Annotated in this window: 16 protein-coding genes; 11 read left to right on the top strand and 5 right to left on the bottom strand. The window is 68.0% G+C overall.

Going from position 1 to position 19,288, the window contains the following annotated elements; all coding sequences use genetic code 11:
- From Q8M82_RS23360 to Q8M82_RS23350, 3 genes are all read right to left on the bottom strand, one after another.
- The coding region (locus tag Q8M82_RS23360) for a type VI secretion system-associated FHA domain protein (protein ID WP_305693684.1) at positions 1-709 on the bottom strand (709 nt) is incomplete at its 3' end.
- A 54-nt stretch (positions 710-763) separates the two neighbouring features.
- The gene (locus Q8M82_RS23355; RefSeq protein ID WP_305693683.1) at positions 764-1,318 is read right to left on the bottom strand and encodes a DUF6931 family protein; all 555 of its coding nucleotides are present in this window, start codon (positions 1,316-1,318) and stop codon (positions 764-766) included.
- A gap of 6 nt (positions 1,319-1,324) precedes the next feature.
- Entirely contained in the window at positions 1,325-3,178 is a 1,854-nt protein-coding gene (locus tag Q8M82_RS23350) for a type VI secretion system Vgr family protein (RefSeq protein ID WP_305693682.1), read from the bottom strand.
- Positions 3,179-3,294: 116 nt separating this feature from the next.
- Here Q8M82_RS23350 and Q8M82_RS23345 point away from each other — a divergent pair, with 116 nt between their 5' ends.
- The 11 genes from Q8M82_RS23345 (at position 3,295) to Q8M82_RS23295 (ending at position 17,343) form a co-directional block, all read left to right on the top strand.
- The gene (locus Q8M82_RS23345; RefSeq protein ID WP_305693681.1) at positions 3,295-3,849 is read left to right on the top strand and encodes an OmpA family protein; all 555 of its coding nucleotides are present in this window, start codon (positions 3,295-3,297) and stop codon (positions 3,847-3,849) included.
- A gap of 70 nt (positions 3,850-3,919) precedes the next feature.
- Positions 3,920-5,323 (top strand): type VI secretion system protein TssA, encoded by a 1,404-nt coding sequence (locus Q8M82_RS23340; protein WP_305693680.1) that lies wholly within the window; start codon positions 3,920-3,922, stop codon positions 5,321-5,323.
- Positions 5,324-5,444: 121 nt separating this feature from the next.
- Complete coding sequence (gene tssB / locus Q8M82_RS23335; RefSeq protein ID WP_305693679.1) at positions 5,445-5,978, top strand: type VI secretion system contractile sheath small subunit; 534 nt, start codon at positions 5,445-5,447, stop codon at positions 5,976-5,978.
- An 11-nt stretch (positions 5,979-5,989) separates the two neighbouring features.
- Positions 5,990-7,492: a type VI secretion system contractile sheath large subunit gene (gene tssC, locus Q8M82_RS23330; RefSeq protein ID WP_305693678.1), complete on the top strand. Its 1,503-nt coding sequence runs from the start codon at positions 5,990-5,992 to the stop codon at positions 7,490-7,492.
- A gap of 143 nt (positions 7,493-7,635) precedes the next feature.
- Entirely contained in the window at positions 7,636-8,118 is a 483-nt protein-coding gene (locus Q8M82_RS23325; RefSeq protein WP_305693677.1) for an Hcp family type VI secretion system effector, read from the top strand.
- A 127-nt stretch (positions 8,119-8,245) separates the two neighbouring features.
- The gene (locus Q8M82_RS23320; RefSeq protein ID WP_305693676.1) at positions 8,246-8,794 is read left to right on the top strand and encodes a GPW/gp25 family protein; all 549 of its coding nucleotides are present in this window, start codon (positions 8,246-8,248) and stop codon (positions 8,792-8,794) included.
- A gap of 5 nt (positions 8,795-8,799) precedes the next feature.
- Complete coding sequence (gene tssF, locus Q8M82_RS23315; RefSeq protein WP_305693675.1) at positions 8,800-10,761, top strand: type VI secretion system baseplate subunit TssF; 1,962 nt, start codon at positions 8,800-8,802, stop codon at positions 10,759-10,761.
- A complete protein-coding gene (tssG, locus tag Q8M82_RS23310) occupies positions 10,758-11,828 on the top strand; it encodes a type VI secretion system baseplate subunit TssG (RefSeq protein WP_371126450.1) in 1,071 nt (356 codons plus the stop codon). Before tssF ends, tssG begins: the two co-directional genes overlap by 4 nt.
- 17 nt (positions 11,829-11,845) lie before the next feature.
- Entirely contained in the window at positions 11,846-14,584 is a 2,739-nt protein-coding gene (gene tssH / locus Q8M82_RS23305; protein ID WP_305693674.1) for a type VI secretion system ATPase TssH, read from the top strand.
- Between the two features lie 58 nt (positions 14,585-14,642).
- Positions 14,643-15,917 carry a peptidoglycan-binding domain-containing protein gene (locus Q8M82_RS23300; RefSeq protein WP_305693673.1) on the top strand — a complete coding sequence of 425 codons (1,275 nt, stop codon included), beginning with the start codon at positions 14,643-14,645 and terminating at the stop codon, positions 15,915-15,917.
- Positions 15,918-16,023: 106 nt separating this feature from the next.
- A complete protein-coding gene (locus tag Q8M82_RS23295; RefSeq protein ID WP_305693672.1) occupies positions 16,024-17,343 on the top strand; it encodes a M23 family metallopeptidase in 1,320 nt (439 codons plus the stop codon).
- Between the two features lie 156 nt (positions 17,344-17,499).
- Here Q8M82_RS23295 and glpD read toward each other — a convergent pair whose 3' ends face one another.
- Entirely contained in the window at positions 17,500-19,008 is a 1,509-nt protein-coding gene (glpD, locus tag Q8M82_RS23290) for a glycerol-3-phosphate dehydrogenase (protein ID WP_305693671.1), read from the bottom strand.
- 7 nt (positions 19,009-19,015) lie between these two features.
- Positions 19,016-19,288: UDP binding domain-containing protein (locus tag Q8M82_RS23285; RefSeq protein WP_305693670.1), on the bottom strand; the 273-nt coding region annotated here is incomplete at its 5' end.

The following is a 19,288-nucleotide window of genomic DNA, read 5'->3' as shown; positions in this document are numbered from 1 at the left end:
GGGGTGCGGTCGGCGGCGTGGGCTGGGCGGGCGCGTCGCCCCAGGGGTCGCCCGGCGGCAGGTCGGCGGTGAGGGGGCGCCGCGGTGTCGGGATCGGGGCTGGCGGCGGTTCGGACGCGGCCGGCGGCTCCTGATAGGGCGCCCAGGCGAAATCGTCTCCCGGCGGTGGGGATGCGACTGGCGGCGGCGGAGCAGGAGCGGGAGGTGCAGCCGGAGTCGGGATGTCCGCCGCCCAGTCGATGAAGCCGTCATGGACGGGGCGGTGCCGGCTCGGCGGCAGCAGGTCGCGCCGCGGGATCGGCGGCGCCACGTCGCCGCTGGCCGACCAGAGCGAAGCCGAATCGGCAGTACTCTCCTGTGCCGGGGCGCGCTCCGGCTCGGCTCTGGCAGCCTCGTCGATGGCGACGGCGATGATGTAATGGCCGATCTCGAGCCTGTCGCCATGCTGCAGACAGTAGGGCGACTGCACGCGGTGGGGGCCGCCGTTGACATAAGTCCCATTGGTCGAGACGTCACGCAGCCAATAGGCGCCGTCGTGGAAGCGGACCTCGCAATGGCGGCCCGAGATCGCGCGCGTCGGGTCAGGCAGGCACCAGTCGAGATGCTGGTCGCGGCCGATGTCGAGCCCGCGTCCGCCGCTGAGTGACACAGATAGCGGGCCGCCATCGGGCAGGGCGGTCTCGTTCTCGATGGTCAGCGTCAGAGGCATGGCGGGACATCCGGGCGCGGCGCGCAGGCGGCCGCGATCTGGCAGGTGCGATGTTCAGGAGGTCGGCTTGCCGTCGTCATCGGCCAATCGAATGCATGCTTCGACGCAGTTGCGCAATGCGGCCTGGTGATCGCGGCCGATCCTTCGGCCAAGCGCGGTGAGCACGGCGATGCGCGCCATCTTGGCGGTGAGGTCGGGCGGGCAGGGCACGGCATGCCCCTCCACCATGCTGCCGCCGGAATAGGCGGCGGCGAAGGCGGCCCAGGTGCCGGGCTGCGCGGGATCGCCGGCTTCGGCGAGAACGAGCGCGGCGCGCCTCGTCTCGTCGCGCGGATCGCGAACCCAGGCCTCGGCCGCCGCGAGCCCCTGATCGGGCGCGGTGCCTGGCGGGAGCATCGCTCGCAGCGACTGTGCCGCCCACCAGACGGCCTCGCGGCGGGGCAGCACATAGGCGCAGAAGGCGATGGCCTCGGCCGGGGCGGGCCCCTGGGCGAGGCGCCTCAGAAACGCGAGCGGGTGCTCGGCCGCCGGCTTCGTGGCGATGACCTTGCCGGCGGAGGGGAAGGTCTCGAACACCTCCCGGGCGGTGTTGAAGCGCAGACGCGTCATCGACCCTCAGTTGATCTTCACGAGGGCGCCGTTGACGATGACCGTGGCGTCGCTGAGCACCTCGGTCTTGGCCACGCTCTTGATGGTGATGGTCGGCGACGAGATCTCGATGCTGGTGGGCAGCATCTTGATCGTGCTTTCTCCGACCTTGAGGTTGATTTCGGTCAGGGCCTCGACGTCGAGCTTGCCGTTCTGGACATGGAGCTTGTCGTTGCCGTTCTTCAGCGTCGTCTCGCGGGAATAGCCGCCGTCCTTGTAATCGGGGCCGATCTCGCGGGTCTCCTTGTTCTTGACCAGGACCTCATGGTCCTTCTCGGCCTGCATGCTGAAGACTTCCTGCCCCTTCCGATCCTCGAATTTGATCTCGTTGTAGCAGTCGGCGAAGCCGGCGCCGTCGGTCGATTCCGATTTCAGGCCCGACTGGGTCTTGTTGTCGGGCAGGCTGTAGGGCGGCTTGTGCTGGTCGTTGACGACCGTGCCCGTGACCAGCGGCAGGTCGGGATTGCCCTCGAGGAATTCGACCACGACCTCCTGGCCGATGCGCGGGATGACCTGCCCGCCCCAGCTCTTGCCCGACCACATCTGCGCGACGCGGGTGCGGCAGGAGGTCGAGCCGTCCTCGCGATCCCAATGGAAGCGCAGGAAGATGCGGCCGAACTCGTCGACGTCGATGTCGCCCTCCTCGCCCTCGTTGCGATCGCCCACCACCTTGGCGGTGTGCGGCCCGTGGACGGTGGGTCGCGGGGTCAGGAGCGGGGCACGGAAGCGGCGGTCGCTCTTCTGAAACTCGTAGGAGCCGCTGTAATAGGTCTCGTCGCCGCCCCCTGAACGGTAGCTCTGGCCGCCGAAGGTGTGGCGGCAGTTCACGACGAGGTATTCGATGTTTTCGGTCGCCGTGGTATGGGCCGAGAGCGTCATCAGGGCGCCGGGGAACAGGCTCGGCGCATCGCCGGCGGCGTGGCGCCGGTCGTCGGGGGCCTGCTCGGCCTGCGCCCTGACGCGGGCGAAATGCTCGCCCTCGTCGCGCTTGATGTAGCTGCGCGGGTAGTCATATGCCTCATAGGCCTTGGCCTTGTCGAAGCCGGCCTCGGCGCGGGCGGTGAGGTCCGAGGCCGATTGCTGGAAGTCGTAATCCTTCAGCTCGAACTTGCCGGTGCGCAGCCGGCGCATCGTCGACCAATGCGTCATATGCTCGATATGGCGCGGCATCCGGCTGGTCGGCGGCATCACCGGATAGGCCGTCCCGGCCCCTGCGAAGGTCGGCTGGGCGGCGGCATGAACGGGGTCGTGCGAGGAGCGCGAATCCGAGAGCACGAGCTTGTGGTCGCCGTCGACATGCTTGAAGTAATAATAGATTCCGTACTGCTCCATCAGGCGCAGGACGAAGTCGAGGTCGGTCTCGCGATACTGCACGCAGTAGTCGATCGTGGCGAGCCGGTCGCTGGTGCGGTCCTCGAAGCTCGCACTCTCCTCCTTGGCGAAGATCTGCTTGATGATCTCGATCGCCGTCTTGTTCTTGAAGATGCGGCAATCGGCCCGCTGGGACAGCAGCCACAGCCAGGGCCGCAACGTGAAGCGGTACTGATGCAGATCCTGCTCCTTGCCGACCCATTGCGCATCGACGAGCGTGCCGTTGAAGATCCGCTCGCTGCCGTTCTTCAGTGTCATCGTGATCGAACACTTCTGGCCGATGATGCTCTGGAGATCGGCATTCTCAGTCGTGCTGCTGGCCTCGACCCGAAAAGTAAAGAGTTCGCTCAGGCCCTCCGAGGCTTCGAACTGTGTCAGTGTCAAGACATCTTGACCTAAAGGCGTCGTAAACGACGCAGTTCTTTTAAACTGTCGAAGATCGGCGCTCATCAACGAAACCTCGCGGTTCTAGATGCTATTTAATTATTGACGGGACGGATAGCGCGAGTCATGGTGTGCGCCTTCAATCTTCATTCGCCCGCGGGAAGCTAAACAGGAGGTGGACCATGCGCAAGCAATCCGCGATTACAGCCATCGCCGTCCTCGCCGCCGGTCTTTACGGGCTGCCGGCGTCGATCGTGCAGGCGCAGACCTACAAGGCAGACGACATCATCAAGCATTTCAGCCCGGCGACGCCAGCATTGGGCGCGACCCGCGGCCTGTGCATCGGAACCGAGGCCGACTGCAACAAGGCGGGCCACGCGGTGAAGCCCGCCGCGGCGGCGGCGGCCTTCGATCTGGTCGTGCGCTTCAAGTACAATTCCGACGTGCTCGAGCCCGAGGCCCGGCTCAATCTCGACGAGTTCGCCAAGGCGCTGAAGACGCCGCAGCTTGGCGCTAGCCGCTTCGTGGTCGAGGGCCACACCGACGCCGCCGGGACGCCGTCCTACAACCTCGATCTGTCGGAGCGGCGGGCCCAGGCGGTGGTCAGCTATCTGCGCGACCGCGGGGTCGATGCAGCGAAGCTCGAAGCGCGCGGCTTCGGCCAGACCAAGCCGGTGGTCGCCGACCCCTTCGCCGGCGAGAACCGTCGCGTCGAGACCCGGCTGCGGGCGGAATGAGCGGGACGGAGGGGCTCCTCCTCCGATCCACCCGGCGGCCGAGCCGCCACAGGCGTAACCGGTGAGGGCGATGGCGTCTTTGAATTTCGCTGAGTTCGCGAACGCGATCTCCGACGACGATCCCTGCGGGCCGGACCTCGAGGACGATCCCGATTTCATGAACGTCACGGCGCGGCTCGAGGTCGCGCTGCCGACGCAGTATTTCCGCCGCGACGAGGACGGGCGGCAGGTCGCGTTCGACCGCAGCGGCATCGAGTTTCCCGCCGCGTTTTCCGATCTGAGCAAGCTGCTGGCGCGCTCGCGCGATCTCAGGCTGCTGGTGCTGGGCGGCAAGCTCGCCATCCTCAACCGTGACGTGGCGGGCTTCGCGGACTGCCTAACGACCATCGCGACCCTCCTCGCGCAGCAATGGGATGCAGTGCATCCGCGGGCGTCCGACGGCGACCACATCATGCGGGAGGTCGCGCTGCAGAGCCTCGACGAGCTGCCGACGGTGGTGCTGCCGCTGCAGCATGCGCCGCTGTTCGTGAGCCGGCGCATCGGGCCCTTCGCCTTCCGCAGCCAGCTCGTCGCCACGGGCGAGACCAAGCTGGTCGAGGGCGAGCAGCATCCCGACCAGGGCATGATCCAGGCGGCGCTGGGCGATATCGACATCGACGACCTGACCGCCTCGCTCGCGCGGGTCCGCGCGATCAGGGAGGCGCTCGCCGGCATCCGTGCGATCTGGCTGGAGAGGGTGGGGGCCGATCATGCGCTCAGCTTTCCGCGCCTGTCCGCGCTCGTCGATCAGATCGTCGCCTTCCTCGATGCAGCGGTGGTCCGGCGCCTCCCCGGCCACCCAGCGATGCCGGGGGCGGATCTGGCGCCGGGCGCGGCCGCGCCGACAGGCAGTTCCACTGTCGCGCCAGGGGCCTGCGGCAACATCCTTCAAGTGAAGGATACGTTGGGGGCGTGCCTCGGCTACTTTCGCCGCATGGAACCTTCCAGCCCGGCGGTTCTCCTGATCGGCCAGGCGCAGCAACTGATCGGCAAGTCCTTGATCGAGGTCATTCAGATCATGTTTCCGGAGCATCTCGGCCAGGCGGTGTTCGAAATCGGCGACCGGGCCCGGTTCCGGCTGCCGCTGGAGCGCCTCGGCGCCCCGGACGAGTCTGCGCAGGACGAGGGTTACGAAGAGACCTCCTACGATAGCTCGGAGGAGGAGACGTTCGACGAAACCGGGCCCGAGGCGGCCGGCGAGGGCGAGGACGGTGGGGAAGCGGCCGGGATCGCGCCGCCGTCCCTCTATGTCGCCAGCCGCGCCGACGCGGTGGCGGGGATGCGGGCGGTCGCGGCCTTCTATCGCCAGGTCGAGCCGTCGCATCCGACGCCGCTTCTCATGGACAAGGCCTGCGCTCTGGCGCAGCAGGACTTCTTGGCTCTGCTCGGCAGCATCCTGCCGGAGGTGGCGGCGATGCCTGAGGCGGAGAATTAGCGCTTTCTGTTTTATTCGCTTGAACCCTCCGCGGGGCTCGCGCGACTATATCGACAGAAGGCAAGAACGGTTACGGTGTCGCGTTACATCGGCGTGACGCAACTGCAGAGGGGCTGGTAACATGGCCGGAGATTCAGGTCAGAAGTTCATTCGCCGCAACAGGCCGCCGCGGGTCCACATCACTTATGAGGATCCCTACAACGCGGAGCAGAAGGTCGAGCTGCCCTTCGTCATGGGCGTGATGGCCGATCTCTCGGGCAATGCGGCCGGCGTCGAGAAGCCGGAGATCTCGCAGCGCAAGTTCCTCGACTTCGACATGGACAATTTCGACCAGCGCATGGCTGCGATCGAGCCGGGTGTCGCCTTCGCGGTCCCCAACAAGCTCGGTGACGGCGGCGACAAGCTCTCGGTCGCGCTGAAGTTCTCCAAATTCGACGACTTCAACCCGGCCTCCGTCGCCCGGCAGATTCCGGCGATGGCCAAGCTGCTGGAGGCGCGCGAACAGCTCGCCAATCTGGTGCGTTTCATGGACGGCAAGATGGCCGCGAGCGACCAGATCAAGGCGCTGCTGGCCGATCCGCAGCTGATGGCCGCGCTGAAGGACAAGCTTGGCGACAAGCCTTCCGACGGCACCCCGGCCGAAGAGACCAAGTGAGCGAGGCGGCAATGGCAGCGGAAACCCAATCCCAGCAGCCCGGCTCCGTCGCCGAGACGCGCGATGTCGAGGACTTCGCCTCGGTCCTGAAGCAGAGCTTCAAGCCGAAGACCGAACGCGCCGCGACCGAGGTCGAGGCCGGCATCGCGACCCTGGTCAACCAGGCATTGGCCGACTCGACGCTGATCAAGAACGACGTGCTCGACACGATCGAGGAGATGATCGCGCGGCTCGACGCCAAGCTGACCGAGCAGATGAACGAGGTGCTGCACGCACCGGAGTTCCAGAAGATCGAGAGCGCCTGGCGCGGCCTGAACTATCTGGTCTTCAACTCGGAGACCGACGCGCAGCTCAAGATCAAGGTGATGAACGTCTCGAAGAACGAGCTGTATCGGAACCTGAAGACCTATCCCGGCGCGCGCTGGGACCAGAGCCCGCTGTTCAAGCAGGTCTATGAGCAGGAGTTCGGCCAGCTCGGCGGGCAGCCCTTCGGTTGCCTGATCGGCGACTACCACTTCAGCCATGTGGCGACGGACGTGCAGCTGCTGCGCGACTTGTCCAAGGTGGCGGCAGCCGCCCACGCCCCCTTCTTCGCCGGGGCGGACCCGACGCTGATGGGCATGGACACCTGGACGGAGCTGTCGAACCCGCGCGATCTGAGCAAGGTCTTCGACACGCCCGACTACGCGGCCTGGAAGGGCCTGCGCGACGCGGCCGACTCCCGCTATGTCGGCCTGTGCCTGCCGCGGGTGCTGTCGCGGGTGCCCTACGGTGCCAAGTCGGAGCCCGTCGAGGAGTTCGCCTTCGAGGAGGAGACCGACGGGCACACGGGCGACAAGTACGCCTGGATGAACGCTGCCTATGCAATGGCGGTGAACATCAACCGGGCCTACAAGGAATATGGCTGGTGCACGCGCATCCGGGGCGTCCAGTCCGGTGGCGAGGTGGTCAACCTGCCGACCCACACCTTCCCGACCGATGATGGCGGCGTCGACCTGAAATGCCCGACCGAGATCGCGATCAGCGACCGGCGCGAGGCGGAACTGGCGAAGTCGGGTCTGATCCCGCTGATCCACCGCAAGAACACCGACAAGGCCGCCTTCATCGGCGCCCAGTCGCTGTACAAGCCCAAGTCGTTCTCGGGCCCCGACGGGGTAGCGGCGACGGCGTCCGACAACCTGTCGGCACGGCTGCCCTACATGTTCGCGGTCTCGCGGTTCGCGCACTACCTGAAGTGCATGGTCCGCGACAAGGTTGGCTCCTACAAGGAAAAGGAGCCGCTGCGGCGCTGGCTGCAGGAGTGGATCACCGACTATGTCGACGGCGATCCGGTCAATTCCAGCGAAGAGACGAAGGCGCGGCGCCCGCTCTCCGATGCGCGCATCGACGTCTTCGAGGACGAGGAGAACCCCGGCTACTACTCGGCCAAGTTCTACCTCCGGCCGCATTTCCAGCTCGAGGGCATGGATATCGGCCTGAGCCTCGTCTCGCGATTGCCAGCTCCCAAGACCTGACCGTCACCTGACCAGCCGGTGACGGCAGCCGAGAAAGATCCCAGGCGCCCGTGTCGTTCGCGACCGGGCGCACAGGAGAACTGTGTCCAGTATCCGGGTTTTCCGACCGTGTTTCCCCCCATTCCCAACCAGAGGAGATCACCATGGCTACCGACTTCATTCTCGAAATCGACGGCATCAAGGGCGAAAGCCAGGACAAGAAGCTCGAGAACATGATCGAGGTCGACTCGTTCTCCTGGGGCGTCAGCAACGCCGGCTCGCATGCGGCCGGCGCCGGCGGCGGCGCCGCCAAGGCCAGCTTCCAGGACATCCACTTCACCGCCTCCGTCAGCAAGGCCTCGCCGAACCTCGCGCTCTCCTGCGCCAACGGCAAGCACATCAAGAAGGCGGTGCTGCATGTCCGCAAGCAGGGCGAGCAGCAGCAGGAATACTACACCATCACGCTGGAGGACCTGCTGGTGTCGAGCTATCAGTCCGGCGACGCGGCCGGCGGCGCCAGTGTGCCGACGGATCAGTTCTCGCTGAACTTCGCCAAGGTCAAATACGAATACAAGCCGCAGAAGAAGGACGGCTCGCTCGACGCTCCGGTCACCATGACCTGGGACCTGAAGAAGAACGCCGTGTGACGACGGCGGCGGGCCGGGAGCCCGGCTTGCCGTGCCGCGATGGCCGTTGCGGACGCTTTCCGCAACGGCCATCGTGCGTGTCCAGGGCATCGACAGGGTGAGCGGAAGTCATGCTGTGCGGGGAACGATGAACGGTCCGATCTCCAAGAAGCGGCTGCGCCCGCCGCTGATGTTCGCCTTCCGCGAGGCGCACCAGGAAAAGGACGCGCAGGTGGCGCTCGACCTGCGCGATGCCGGCGGCGAGCGGGTCATCGCCAACCGCCGCGCGGCGCCGCGCGCCGCGATCACCGAGCCGAAGCTGCGCCGCGAGATCGCGGTCGATCTCGACGCTCTCGTCAACACGATCAATCTCGGCTCCTCGGTCGATCTGTCGCGCCATGAGCATGTCCGCAAGTCGATCCTGAACCATGGCTTCCCCGACCTGACGAGCCGTTCCATCGACGAGCATCGGGTCGATCTGATCGCGCAGGACATGGTGGCGGCGCTGCTCGGCTATGAGCCGCGGCTGATCCGCGACACGATCGCGGTCGAGCGCGATCAGTCTCTCGACAGCGCCGAGCTCAAGGTCCGCTTCGTCGTCCGGGCCGATCTCAATTGCGAGCCGCTCAACGTGCCCGTCGAGTTCGTCGCGGATCTCGAACTCGACACCGGCAAGATGGCGATCAGGAGCCGCTAGGCGCGATGCATCAGGAGTTTCTCGATCTCTACAATCAAGAGCTCCGCCTCTTCATGGAGCACTCGAAGGAGTTTGCCGAAGAGTATCCCGGCATTGCCGAAAGGTTGGGCGGGCTGGCCGGCGACCGGATGGACCCGATGGTCGGCGGGCTGCTGGAGGGGGCGGCCTTCCTCGCGGCGCGGGTCCAGCTCAAGCTCAAGCACGAGTTCCCCGAATTCACCAACAACCTGATCGAGCAACTGCTGCCGAACTATCTGGCGCCGACGCCCTCGGCGCTGCTCGCCGGCATCCGTCCGCCCTTCTCGGATCCGGGCCTGCGCGAGGGGATGACGATCCCGCGCGGAGCCTATCTCGACGCGACCTATCTCGAGCGCGAGCGCCGCGTCGCCTGCCGCTACAGGCTCGGGGCGGAGGTCACCCTCTGGCCCTTCGACATCGCGGCGGCCGAGTACATTCCCGCGCCGGGGCCGCTGCAGGCGCTGGGGCTCTCGACCGACCGTCGCGCGCTGTCGGGCCTGCGTCTCTCGCTGGTCCACCGGACGATGAGCGATCCCGAGCAGGAGCCGACGCCGGCGCAGGCGCTGAAGATGCCGACGAGCTGGTTCTCCGGCTGCCGCTGCAAGGACCTGACCGTCCATCTGCTCGGGGCCGAGGCCGATGCGGTGGCCCTTTACGAGCAGCTCTTCTCCGATTGCGTCGGCATCTATTTCCGCCATCTCGACGAATTCGGCGATCCGGTGATCACGCCGGCCGACGGCGTTTCGCTGGAGCAGCTCGGCTTCGGCGAGGACGAGGCGCTGCTGCCCGGCGACACGCGGGTCTTCCGCGGCTTCGACCTGCTGCGCGAGATGTTCTGGTTCCCGCGCAAGTTCCTCGGTTTCCGGCTCGACGGGCTGGCGCGGATCATGCCGAAGCTGACGGCGAAGGCCGTCGACGTGATCTTTGTGTTCGACGAGGTGAACATCCGGCTGGCCGCGGCCGTGCAGAAGCCGATGTTCGCGCTTTATGCCGCGCCGGCAATCAACCTGTTCGAAAAGACGCTCGACCGCATGCCGGTCAGGACCAACCAGCATGAATTCCATGTCGTGCCCGATCGCAGCCGGCAGCTCGACTACGAGCCGCACAGCATCCTCTCCGTCCACGCCCATTATGTCGGCGGGCGGGAGAAGCAGCCGGTGCATCCGCTCTACTCCTCGCCGGAGGGCGCCTCGCCGACGCATGGGCTGCTCTACACGCAGCGCCGCCTGCCGCGACGCCGCTCCGCCGCCGAGCGCCGTCTCGGCCGGGCATCGGACTATACCGGCACGGACATGTTCATCTCGCTGGTCGAGCCGGCGGGCGTGACCGACACGGCCTCGGTGGCGGAGCTCAGCGTGCGGGCGCTCTGCTCGAACCGGCATCTGCCGGAGCATCTGCCCACCGGCGAGGGCGGCGCCGATTTCCGGCTGATCGACAATGTCGCGCTCGACGTCGCCTGCCTGTCGGGGCCGACGCCGCCGCGCGAGCCGATCGTTTCGCAGCTCCGGCTTCGGTCCGAGACGGCGAGCACGGGCGTCGTCACCTGGCGGCTGATCAACCTGCTCAGCCTCAACCATCTCGGCCTCGTCCAGCGCGGGGCCGGCGAGAATGCGGAGGCGCTGCGCGAGCTGCTCTCGCTCTTCGCCGACCTCGCCGACAGCGCGACCGAGCGGCGCATCCGCGGCATCAAGAGCGTCGACAGCCGCCCGGTCGTGCGGCGCTTCCCGCAGCGGGCCGGCACGGGCGCGGCGCGGGGGCTCGAGATCACCGTCGTGCTCGACGAGAAGGCCTTCGAAGGCTCGGGCGTCTTCCTGCTCGGGGCGGTGCTCGACCGCTTCTTCGCGGAATATGCGGCCATGAATCATTTCACCCAGACGGTGATCCGCACCGTCGAGCGCGGCGAGGTGATGCGCTGGCCGCCGCGCGCCGGATCGAGGCGGATCCTGTGACCGACAGCGCCCCCCTGCAGCGCGAGCCGAGCTATGCGGAGCGGCTCCAGGACGAGCCCTGGCGCTTCGATTTCTATGCGGTGATGCGGCGGCTGGAGCGCAGTTTCCCCGATCGCGGCCGCATCGGCGACGTACCGGCACGGCGGGACGAATATGTCGCGCTGGGCGAGCAGGCTTTCCTCGATTTTGCAGCCTCGACCATCGCCGAGGCCGGCCGCGATGGCCAGGGACGCCTGCGCCTCTTCGTCAAGTTCCTCGGCCTGCTCGGGCCGCAGGGGGCGCTGCCGCTGGCCACGACCGAGGAGAGCTATCACTGGCAGCTCGCCCGCGACGACGCCTTTCCGCGTTTCCTCGACATCTTCAACCATCGCTTCCTGCAGCTGTTCTACCGGGCCTGGGCGGATTCCCGGCCCGTGGCGCAGCACGACCGGCCGGAGCGGGACCGTTTCGCGGCGTATGTCGGCAGCCAGATCGGGCTGGGCTCGGGGCCCTATCTCAACCGCGACAGCGTGCCCGATGCCGAGAAGCTCGCCCATGCCGGGCTGATCGGCGCCCAGGCGAAGTCGGCCTCGCGCCTGCGCGGGCTGCTGGCGGGGTTGTTCAAGGCCGAGGTCGAGATCGAGCAGTTCGTCGGCATGCGTCTGGTCTTCGACCCCGCCGACCGGACGCGGCTCGGCAGTCGTCACTGCACGCTGGGCGGCGACGCGCTGCTCGGCGCCAGCGTCTACAGCGTCGAGGACAAGTTCCGCGTCTGCATCGTGGCCCGTGATCTCGATGAGTTCTCGCGTTTCCTGCCGAGCGGCGACCGCTGCGAGAAGCTGGCGGACGCTGTCTTCTTCCATCTCGGCGAGACCTTCGAATGGGATGTCGAGCTGGCGCTGCCGGTCGGGCAGGTCAAGCCGGCCCGGCTGGGGCAGTTCGGCCAGCTCGGCTGGACGAGCTGGATGTCGCCGAACTGGGATGCCCCGCCCGGTGCGCTGCGCCGCGACGCCCGTTTCCACCCGGCCGAGCGCCTGCGCGAGCAGCGCAGCCGGGCGCGTTCCAACCAAAACACACGACAATCCTGACGCCCGAGGAGACCATCATGGCCGACATCAGTCTCGAAGCCGTCACAGGCAAACTCAACCGGGTCGGCTATGAGGCCTTCATCCAGGCGCTGCGCCAGGCCAAGGGCGCCGGCAACCGCAATGTCGAGCTGGCGCACTGGCTGGCGCAGATCCTGCTGCGGCCCGCGACCGATATCGGTCTGACGGCGCAGCATTACCGCCTCGACATGGGCAGGCTCGCCGCCGATATCGGCGGGGTCATCGAGGGGTTCCGCAAGAACGAGACGGAAATGCCCGGCGTCGCCAACAGCATCGTCGACGGGCTCGACCGCGGCTGGCACTACGCCACGCTGTTCTTCGGGGAGACGCAGATCCGCACCGGCCATGTGCTGATGGCGATCCTGAAGTCGAACGATCTGCGCCGCGTCCTGACCGGCATCTCGAAGGAATTCGGCAAGATTCCGGTCGACGAACTCGCTGCCGCCCATGCCAAGATCTGGGAGGCCTCGGAGGAGGAGAACCTGCGGCCGATGGACGGCTCGGGGCTGCGTGCGGCAGGGACGCCCGGCGCCGAGCAGGCCGAGGGCGCCAAGGGGACCACTGCGCTCGACCGCTTCTCACAGGACCTTACGGCCAAGGCGCGCACGGGCACGATGGACCCGATCCTCGGCCGCGACGACGAGATCCGCCAGGTCATCGACGTGCTGATGCGGCGGCGCCAGAACAACCCGATCCTCACCGGCGAGGCCGGCGTCGGCAAGACCGCGATCGCCGAGGGCTTCGCCCAGCGAGTCGCCGCCGGCGACGTGCCGCCGCCGCTCAAGGGCGTGCGTGTCTGCGCGCTCGACATCGGCCTGATGCAGGCCGGCGCCTCGATGAAGGGCGAGTTCGAGCAGCGCCTGCGCTCGGTGATCGACGAGGTGCAGTCCTCGCCGACGCCGGTGATCCTGTTCATCGACGAGGCGCATACGCTGATCGGTGCGGGCGGGGCGGCCGGCACGGGCGATGCCGCCAATCTGCTGAAGCCCGCACTGGCGCGCGGAACGCTGCGGACCATCGCCGCCACGACCTGGTCGGAATACCGGCAGTATTTCGAGAAGGACCCGGCGCTGACCCGGCGCTTCCAGCCGGTCAATGTCGATGAGCCCGATGTGGCGCGCTGCTGCACCATGCTGCGCGGGCTGATCGGCCCGATGGAGAAGCACCACAAGGTCCGCATCTCGGACGCCGCGATCGTCGCCGCGGTGACGCTGTCGCATCGCTACATCCCGGCGCGGCAACTGCCCGACAAGGCGGTCAGCCTGCTCGACACGGCTTGTGCCCGCGTCGCGATCAGCCAGAGCGCGACGCCGGCCGCGATCGAGGATGCGCGTGTCGGCATCGCGGCGCTGGCGCAAGAGAAGGCCGCGCTGACGGCCGACCAGGATCTCGGCGGCGACACCGCCAAGCGGCTGGCCGAGATCGAGACGGAGACCGCCGAAGGCCAGGAGAAGCTCGCCGCGCTCGAGGCCGCCTGGGCGAGCGAGCTCGCCATCGTCGAGGAGATCAAGGCGCTGCGGGCGAAGCTCGCAGAGGCGCCGGCCGAGGTCGCCGATCCGAAGGTCGAGGTCGCCCAGCAGGTCGCGTCCGAGGAGGCCGGCGTGGAGGCACCGCCCGCCGCCGAGCCGGCTCCGGACACGGCACCGGACCCGGTGGCGGCGCGCGAGGCGCTGACGGCGAAGTTCGCGGCGCTGTCCGAGATCGACCCGGCGCAGCGCATGATCTACGCTCATGTCGACGAGCAGTCCGTCGCCTCGGTCGTCTCCGACTGGACCGGCATCCCGGTTGGCCGCATGGTCGCCGACGAGATCGAGACGGTGCTGAAGCTGGCGGAGACGCTGAACAAGCGCGTGGTCGGCCAGGATCACGGGCTGGCGATGATCGCCCGGCGCATCGAGACCAACCGCGCCAAGCTCGACAATCCCAACAAGCCGATCGGCGTCTTCATGCTCTGCGGCCCGTCGGGCGTCGGCAAGACCGAGACGGCACTGGCGCTGGCCGAGCAGCTCTATGGCGGCGAGCAGAACGTCATCACCATCAACATGAGCGAATTCCAGGAAGCGCACACCGTCTCGACGCTGAAGGGCGCGCCTCCCGGCTATGTCGGCTATGGCGAGGGCGGACGCCTGACGGAGGCGGTGCGGCGCAAGCCCTATTCGGTTGTCCTGCTCGACGAGATCGAGAAGGCGCATCCGGATGTCCACGAGCTGTTCTTCCAGGTCTTCGACAAGGGCGTGATGGAGGACGGCACCGGCCGGCGCATCGACTTCAAGAACACGCTGATCATCCTGACCTCGAATGTCGGCACCGACGAGATCATGGGGATGGCCTCCGACCCGGCGCAGCGCGCCGATCCCGAGGCGATCGCGCTGGCGCTGCGACCGGCGCTGCTCAGGGTGTTCCCGCCGGCCCTGATCGGGCGCCTGGTGACGATCCCCTACTACCCGCTGTCGCCCGAGATGCTGGGCGGCATCGTGCGGCTGCAGCTCGGCCGCATCGGCAAGCGCATCGCGGAGAACCACGGCGCCGCCTTCGTCTATGACGACGCGGTCGTCGCGCACATCGTCGCGCAGTGCAACGATCCCGATTCCGGCGGCCGCATGATCGACAACATCGTCACGAACTCGATGCTGCCGGCGCTCTCGCGCGCCATCCTCGGCCTGCAGCTGGAGAAGAAGCCGCTGACGGAAGCGAAGGTTTCGGTCGAGAATGGGGCCTTCGCCTACGCCGTGTCGTGAACCGATCCGCGGTCCGCACCGACCAAGGGCGGTGAAGTGACCGCGAGAGACGAAGCGAATGGCCTTTTCCGACTACGCCGACTGGTGGGACAAGCAGAAGCTCGAGACCGAGAAGATCCTCGGTGAATGGGTCGAGGACAATCCGCAGTGGTGGGCGGTGACGCTCGCGACCGGCGTGCAGACCTCGATGGATCTGGGCGCCGGCTTCGTCGATGTGCTGCGCTTCGGCGAGGGCATCGCCGAGGGCGGGCTCGCGGGCGTCGGCAAGGATGCGCTGCGCCTGCTCGCCATCCTCGGCCCGCTGGGACGGGCGGGCGGAGTGCTGTCGCGGCTGGTTCATCTGCAGCGGATCAGGCTCGCCGTGCAGGTCAAGGGCGTGACCGGCCCCTGCACCTTCCAGGCGATCAACAACGCCATGTCGATCGCGCGCGGCCGCAACTACTTCATCACGGTGAAGGACATGGCGGCGGCGGTCGGCAAGCCGCTGAGTTCCCTGTCGAACAATGCGGCCGGCCGCACCCAACTCGGCGCCCATGTCCAGCAGGCGCTGGATTTCCTGGTGTCCCAGGGCGTCAAGGTCACGCGGCTGAACCAGGCGCGGACGGTCAAGGACATCGTCCAGCTCGCCCGGAGCGAGGACGGCGTCATCGTCTTCGCCATCCGCTGCGTGGTGAAGACGCCGTCGGGCGCGCTCAGGGAGATCAACCACAGCGTCATCGCCGTGCGCGATGCCATGGGGATGGTCCGCTTCGCCGATTATGGCGGGAAGTACTTCCCCACGCTCGAACAGCTGGTGTCGCGCTGGGGCATGCTGGAGAAAAGCGGCATCGGCTTGATGCCCAAGCAGGCGGTGGGGGCGGTCGACGCCATGGCCTTCACCGGCCTGATGGAGGAAGGCATCGTCCTGCTGCAGGGCGCGGCCATGCTGATCGCGGGGATGACGGCGATCGAGACGGCGGACGGTGTCGATTTCGCCGCTCCCGTCGTCGTCGCCGCGACGTCGGTCCCGACCAAGGCCGATCCGGCCCCGCCCGAGGTGGTGAAGGGCAGCTTCGAGGCCTTCAAGCAGCGCAAGCAGGGCAAGACCGTCATCCGCCTGCCGGAGATGGTGATCACGGCGGGCGAGAAGACCGCGCCACGGCCGGACTGGCTGACGGGCGTGCAGTTCAGGCTCAATGCGCTGGGCTTCGGAGCCGGGCCGGTCGACGGCATCAAGGGTCCCAAGACGACGAAGGCCGTCAGGCTGTTCCAGACGAGCTATCCGCCGTTGAAGGTCGACGGCATTCCCGGCCCGCGGACGCAGCAGCGCCTGGTCGAGATCTGCGGGTTCTGAGGGCGCTGATGGCGCGCGCCGCATCCTCCGTATGACGGACCCTCCCGGCCGTCGAAAATGCGCTATCGTTCTCACCAATGCGGGAGCGGCACGGAGAGGGCGGCGGATGTTGCAACCAGCGCGGCTGAAGAGCCGGTCGGGCGCGGAGGGCGGCGGCGAGCGGCCGGTCGAACCGCCGCGCCCGGGTCTGCGGCGTCGTCCCTCGCGTGTCGGGCGCTTCGGTCGGATCATGGTCCTGCTGCTCGCGCTCGGCGGGACCGGCTGGGCCGGCGTCGCGACCTGGCTGCTGTATCGAGAGAAGGCTGTCGTTGCCGCGCTGCAGCAGGAGCAGCAGGTGCTGCAGGCGAGCTATGACGAGCGCATGCGGGTCCTGACGCGCCGCCTCGTGAGTTCCATCGCGACCCAGCGCGCGCCGGGCGCGGCGCCGCGCGAGGGCGGAGCGGACGACCAGCTCGCCGATCTGATCGCGCGGCAGATCGAGCTCGAGGCCCGCCAGAACCTGCTGGGCACGCTGACGGGCCAGGCGGTCGCGCCTGTCCTGCCCAACAGCGGGGCACAGGCGCCGGGTGGCCCGGGCGGGCTCGCGGCCGTCGATCCGTTCCAGGGCAACATCCTCGAGCGCATCAACCCGGCCGTGGTCGCTCCGCAGAAGCGCCTGGCGGCGGTCGCGCTGCGGGCCGAGGAGGCGATGCCGCTCTCCGAGCGGGTTGCGCTGCTGCAGCAATCGCTCGACCGGATCGACCAGGCGCAGGGCCAGCAGGTCTCGGCCCTGGGCCTGCGTCTGGCGGGTCGCGTTCAGGAGGTGAGGGCGGCGCTCGCCGATCTCGGACTCGATGTCGGCAAGGTCAGGCTGCCCCCGGCGCGGCAGGCGATGGGCGGGCCGCTGATCCCGCTTTCGGTGACGATGCGGCCCGGCAGCTTCGAGCATCGCGTGCTGCAGCTGGGCGAGGCGCAGGCGAATTTTGGGCGCTGGCGCGAGTTGGCGCATATCGTGCCGCTGCGCCGACCGCTCGAGGGCGACGACAGCACGACCAGCAATTTCGGCATGCGCACCGACCCCTTCACCGGCGCGGCGGCGATGCATTCCGGCATGGATTTCCGCGGCGAGACCGGCACGCCGATCCGCGCCGCGGGCGCCGGCAAGGTGCTGCGGGCAGAGGTCGCGGGCGGCTATGGCAACCTGGTCGAGCTCGACCACGGCAACGGGCTCACCACCCGCTACGCGCATCTGAGCGCCTTCGACGTCAAGCCGGACCAGATCGTCCCGCCCGGGGCGATCATCGGCCGCCTCGGCTCGACCGGCCGCTCGACCGGCCCCCATCTTCATTACGAGACGCGATTGGCGGGCGAGGCCACCAACCCGCTGAAGTTCATCGAAGTGGGCACCCGCCTGTCGCAGCCCTCGCTGCCGCCGGGTGTGCGGTGAAGGCTGCCATGCTTGACGTTGACTCTCTGCCGTCATCCTGGGCGACCGAAGGTCGACCGGGATCCATCGTCGGGTAGGACGGCGCCCTATGATGGATCCCGGCCTGCGCGGCTTCGCCGCTTGGCCAGGATGACGGGTTGGTTCTGCTGCAACCGCTCAGGCGACGGCCGCCTCGGCCATGAAGGCCTCCAGCGCCTCCTGCTCGGCTGCAGAAAGGCGCAGGCCCAGCTTGCTGCGGCGCCAGAGCACGTCGGCGGCCCGCTTCGCCCATTCCGCACGGATGAGATAGCGGACCTCGCGCTCATAGAGGTCGGCGCCGAAATGGCGGCCGAGATCGGCCTCGTGGCCAGCGCCCTGCAGGATCTCGCCTGCCCTGGTGCCATAGGCCCGCACCAGCCGCGCGATGGTCGCCCGCGCGAGCCAGGGGTGGGCGGCTGCGAGCGCATCGACCTGCGCCTCATAGCCCTCGACCGGGAAATCGCCGCCCGGCAGCGTGCCGGTGACGGTCCAGCTCGGACGCGCCGCCCAGGCGGCGTGGGGGCCGAACTTCTCCAACGCGGATTCGGCGAGGCGGCGATAGGTTGTGATCTTGCCGCCGAAGACCGAGAGCAGCGGCGCCTGGCCCTGCGGCGCGTCGAGCGTCAGCACGTAGTCGCGCGTCGCCTCCTGCGCCTTGCTGGCGCCGTCGTCATAAAGCGGGCGCACGCCGGAATAGGTCCAGACCACGGAGGCCGGCGTCACCGGCGCGCGGAAATACTCGCTCGCCGCCGCGCAGAGATAGTCGATCTCCTCCGGCGTCGCCTTCGCCTCGGATGGATTGCCGCGATAGTCGCGGTCGGTCGTGCCGATCAGGGTGAAGTCGCGCTCATAGGGGATGGCGAAGATGATGCGGCCATCGGCATTCTGGAAGATGTAGCAGCGGTTATGCTCGTAGAGCCTGGGCACGACGATATGGCTGCCCTGGACCATGCGGACGGCGGCCTTGGTGTTGGAGCGGACGACGCCGCCGAGGACCTCGCCGACCCAGGGGCCGGCCGCATTGACCAGCGCCTTCGCCAGGACGCTGTTGCGAATGCCGTTCGTCTCCGCGGTGATGCGCCAGAACCCGCCCTCGCGATCGGCCGAGACGACGCGGGCGCGGGTGTGGATCGTGGCGCCCTTCGCCGCGGCGTCCATCGCGTTGAGCACGACGAGGCGCGAATCCTCGACCCAGCAATCGGAGTACTCGAAGGCAGTGGCGCCATTGTCCTTGAGGGGCCGGCCGGCGGCATCCTGCGAAAGGTCGAGCGTGCGGGTGGCCGGCAGCTTCTTGCGGCCGCCGATATGGTCGTAAAGGAACAGGCCGAGCCTCAGCAGCCAGGCCGGGCGCAGGCCCTTGTGATGCGGCAAGACGAAGCGCAGCGGCCAGATGATGTGAGGGGCGATGGCCCAGAGCCGCTCGCGCTCCATCAGCGCCTCGCGCACGAGCCGGAACTCGTAATGCTCGAGATAGCGCAGGCCGCCATGGATCAGCTTGGTCGAGGCGGAGGAGGTCGCGCTGGCGAGGTCGTCCTTCTCGAAGAGGACGACGGAGGCGCCGCGCCCCGCCGCGTCGCGGGCGATGCCGCAGCCATTGATGCCGCCGCCGATGACGGCAAGGTCGTAGGTCGGTTCGGTCTGCGTCATTCCGGTCTCAGGCCTTGAAGATGGTGTCACCCGTCAACCCGTGGCGGGCGCAGGCGTTGCGCGTGTCGACGACGAGCTTGGCATGGGCGGCGACCAGCGCGTAGTCGACGTCGTCATGGTCGGTGGCGATCAGGACCGCGTCGAAGCCGGCGATGGCGTCTGCCGTCAGCGGCGTGCTCGGGCGGGCGGCGAGCGCGCCGTGCCGGCGGCTCTTGCGGATGGCCGGGATGTGTGGGTCGTGATAGGCGGCCTCAGCGCCCCGGGCTTCGATCAGCTCGAT

Origin of the sequence: Allobosea sp. (assembly GCF_030694325.1) — a bacterium.
In the GTDB taxonomy this organism is placed as follows: Bacteria; Pseudomonadota; Alphaproteobacteria; order Rhizobiales; family Beijerinckiaceae; genus Allobosea.
Note: the sequence above shows the minus strand (reverse complement) of the source record. Positions and strands in the feature narration are given on the sequence as shown.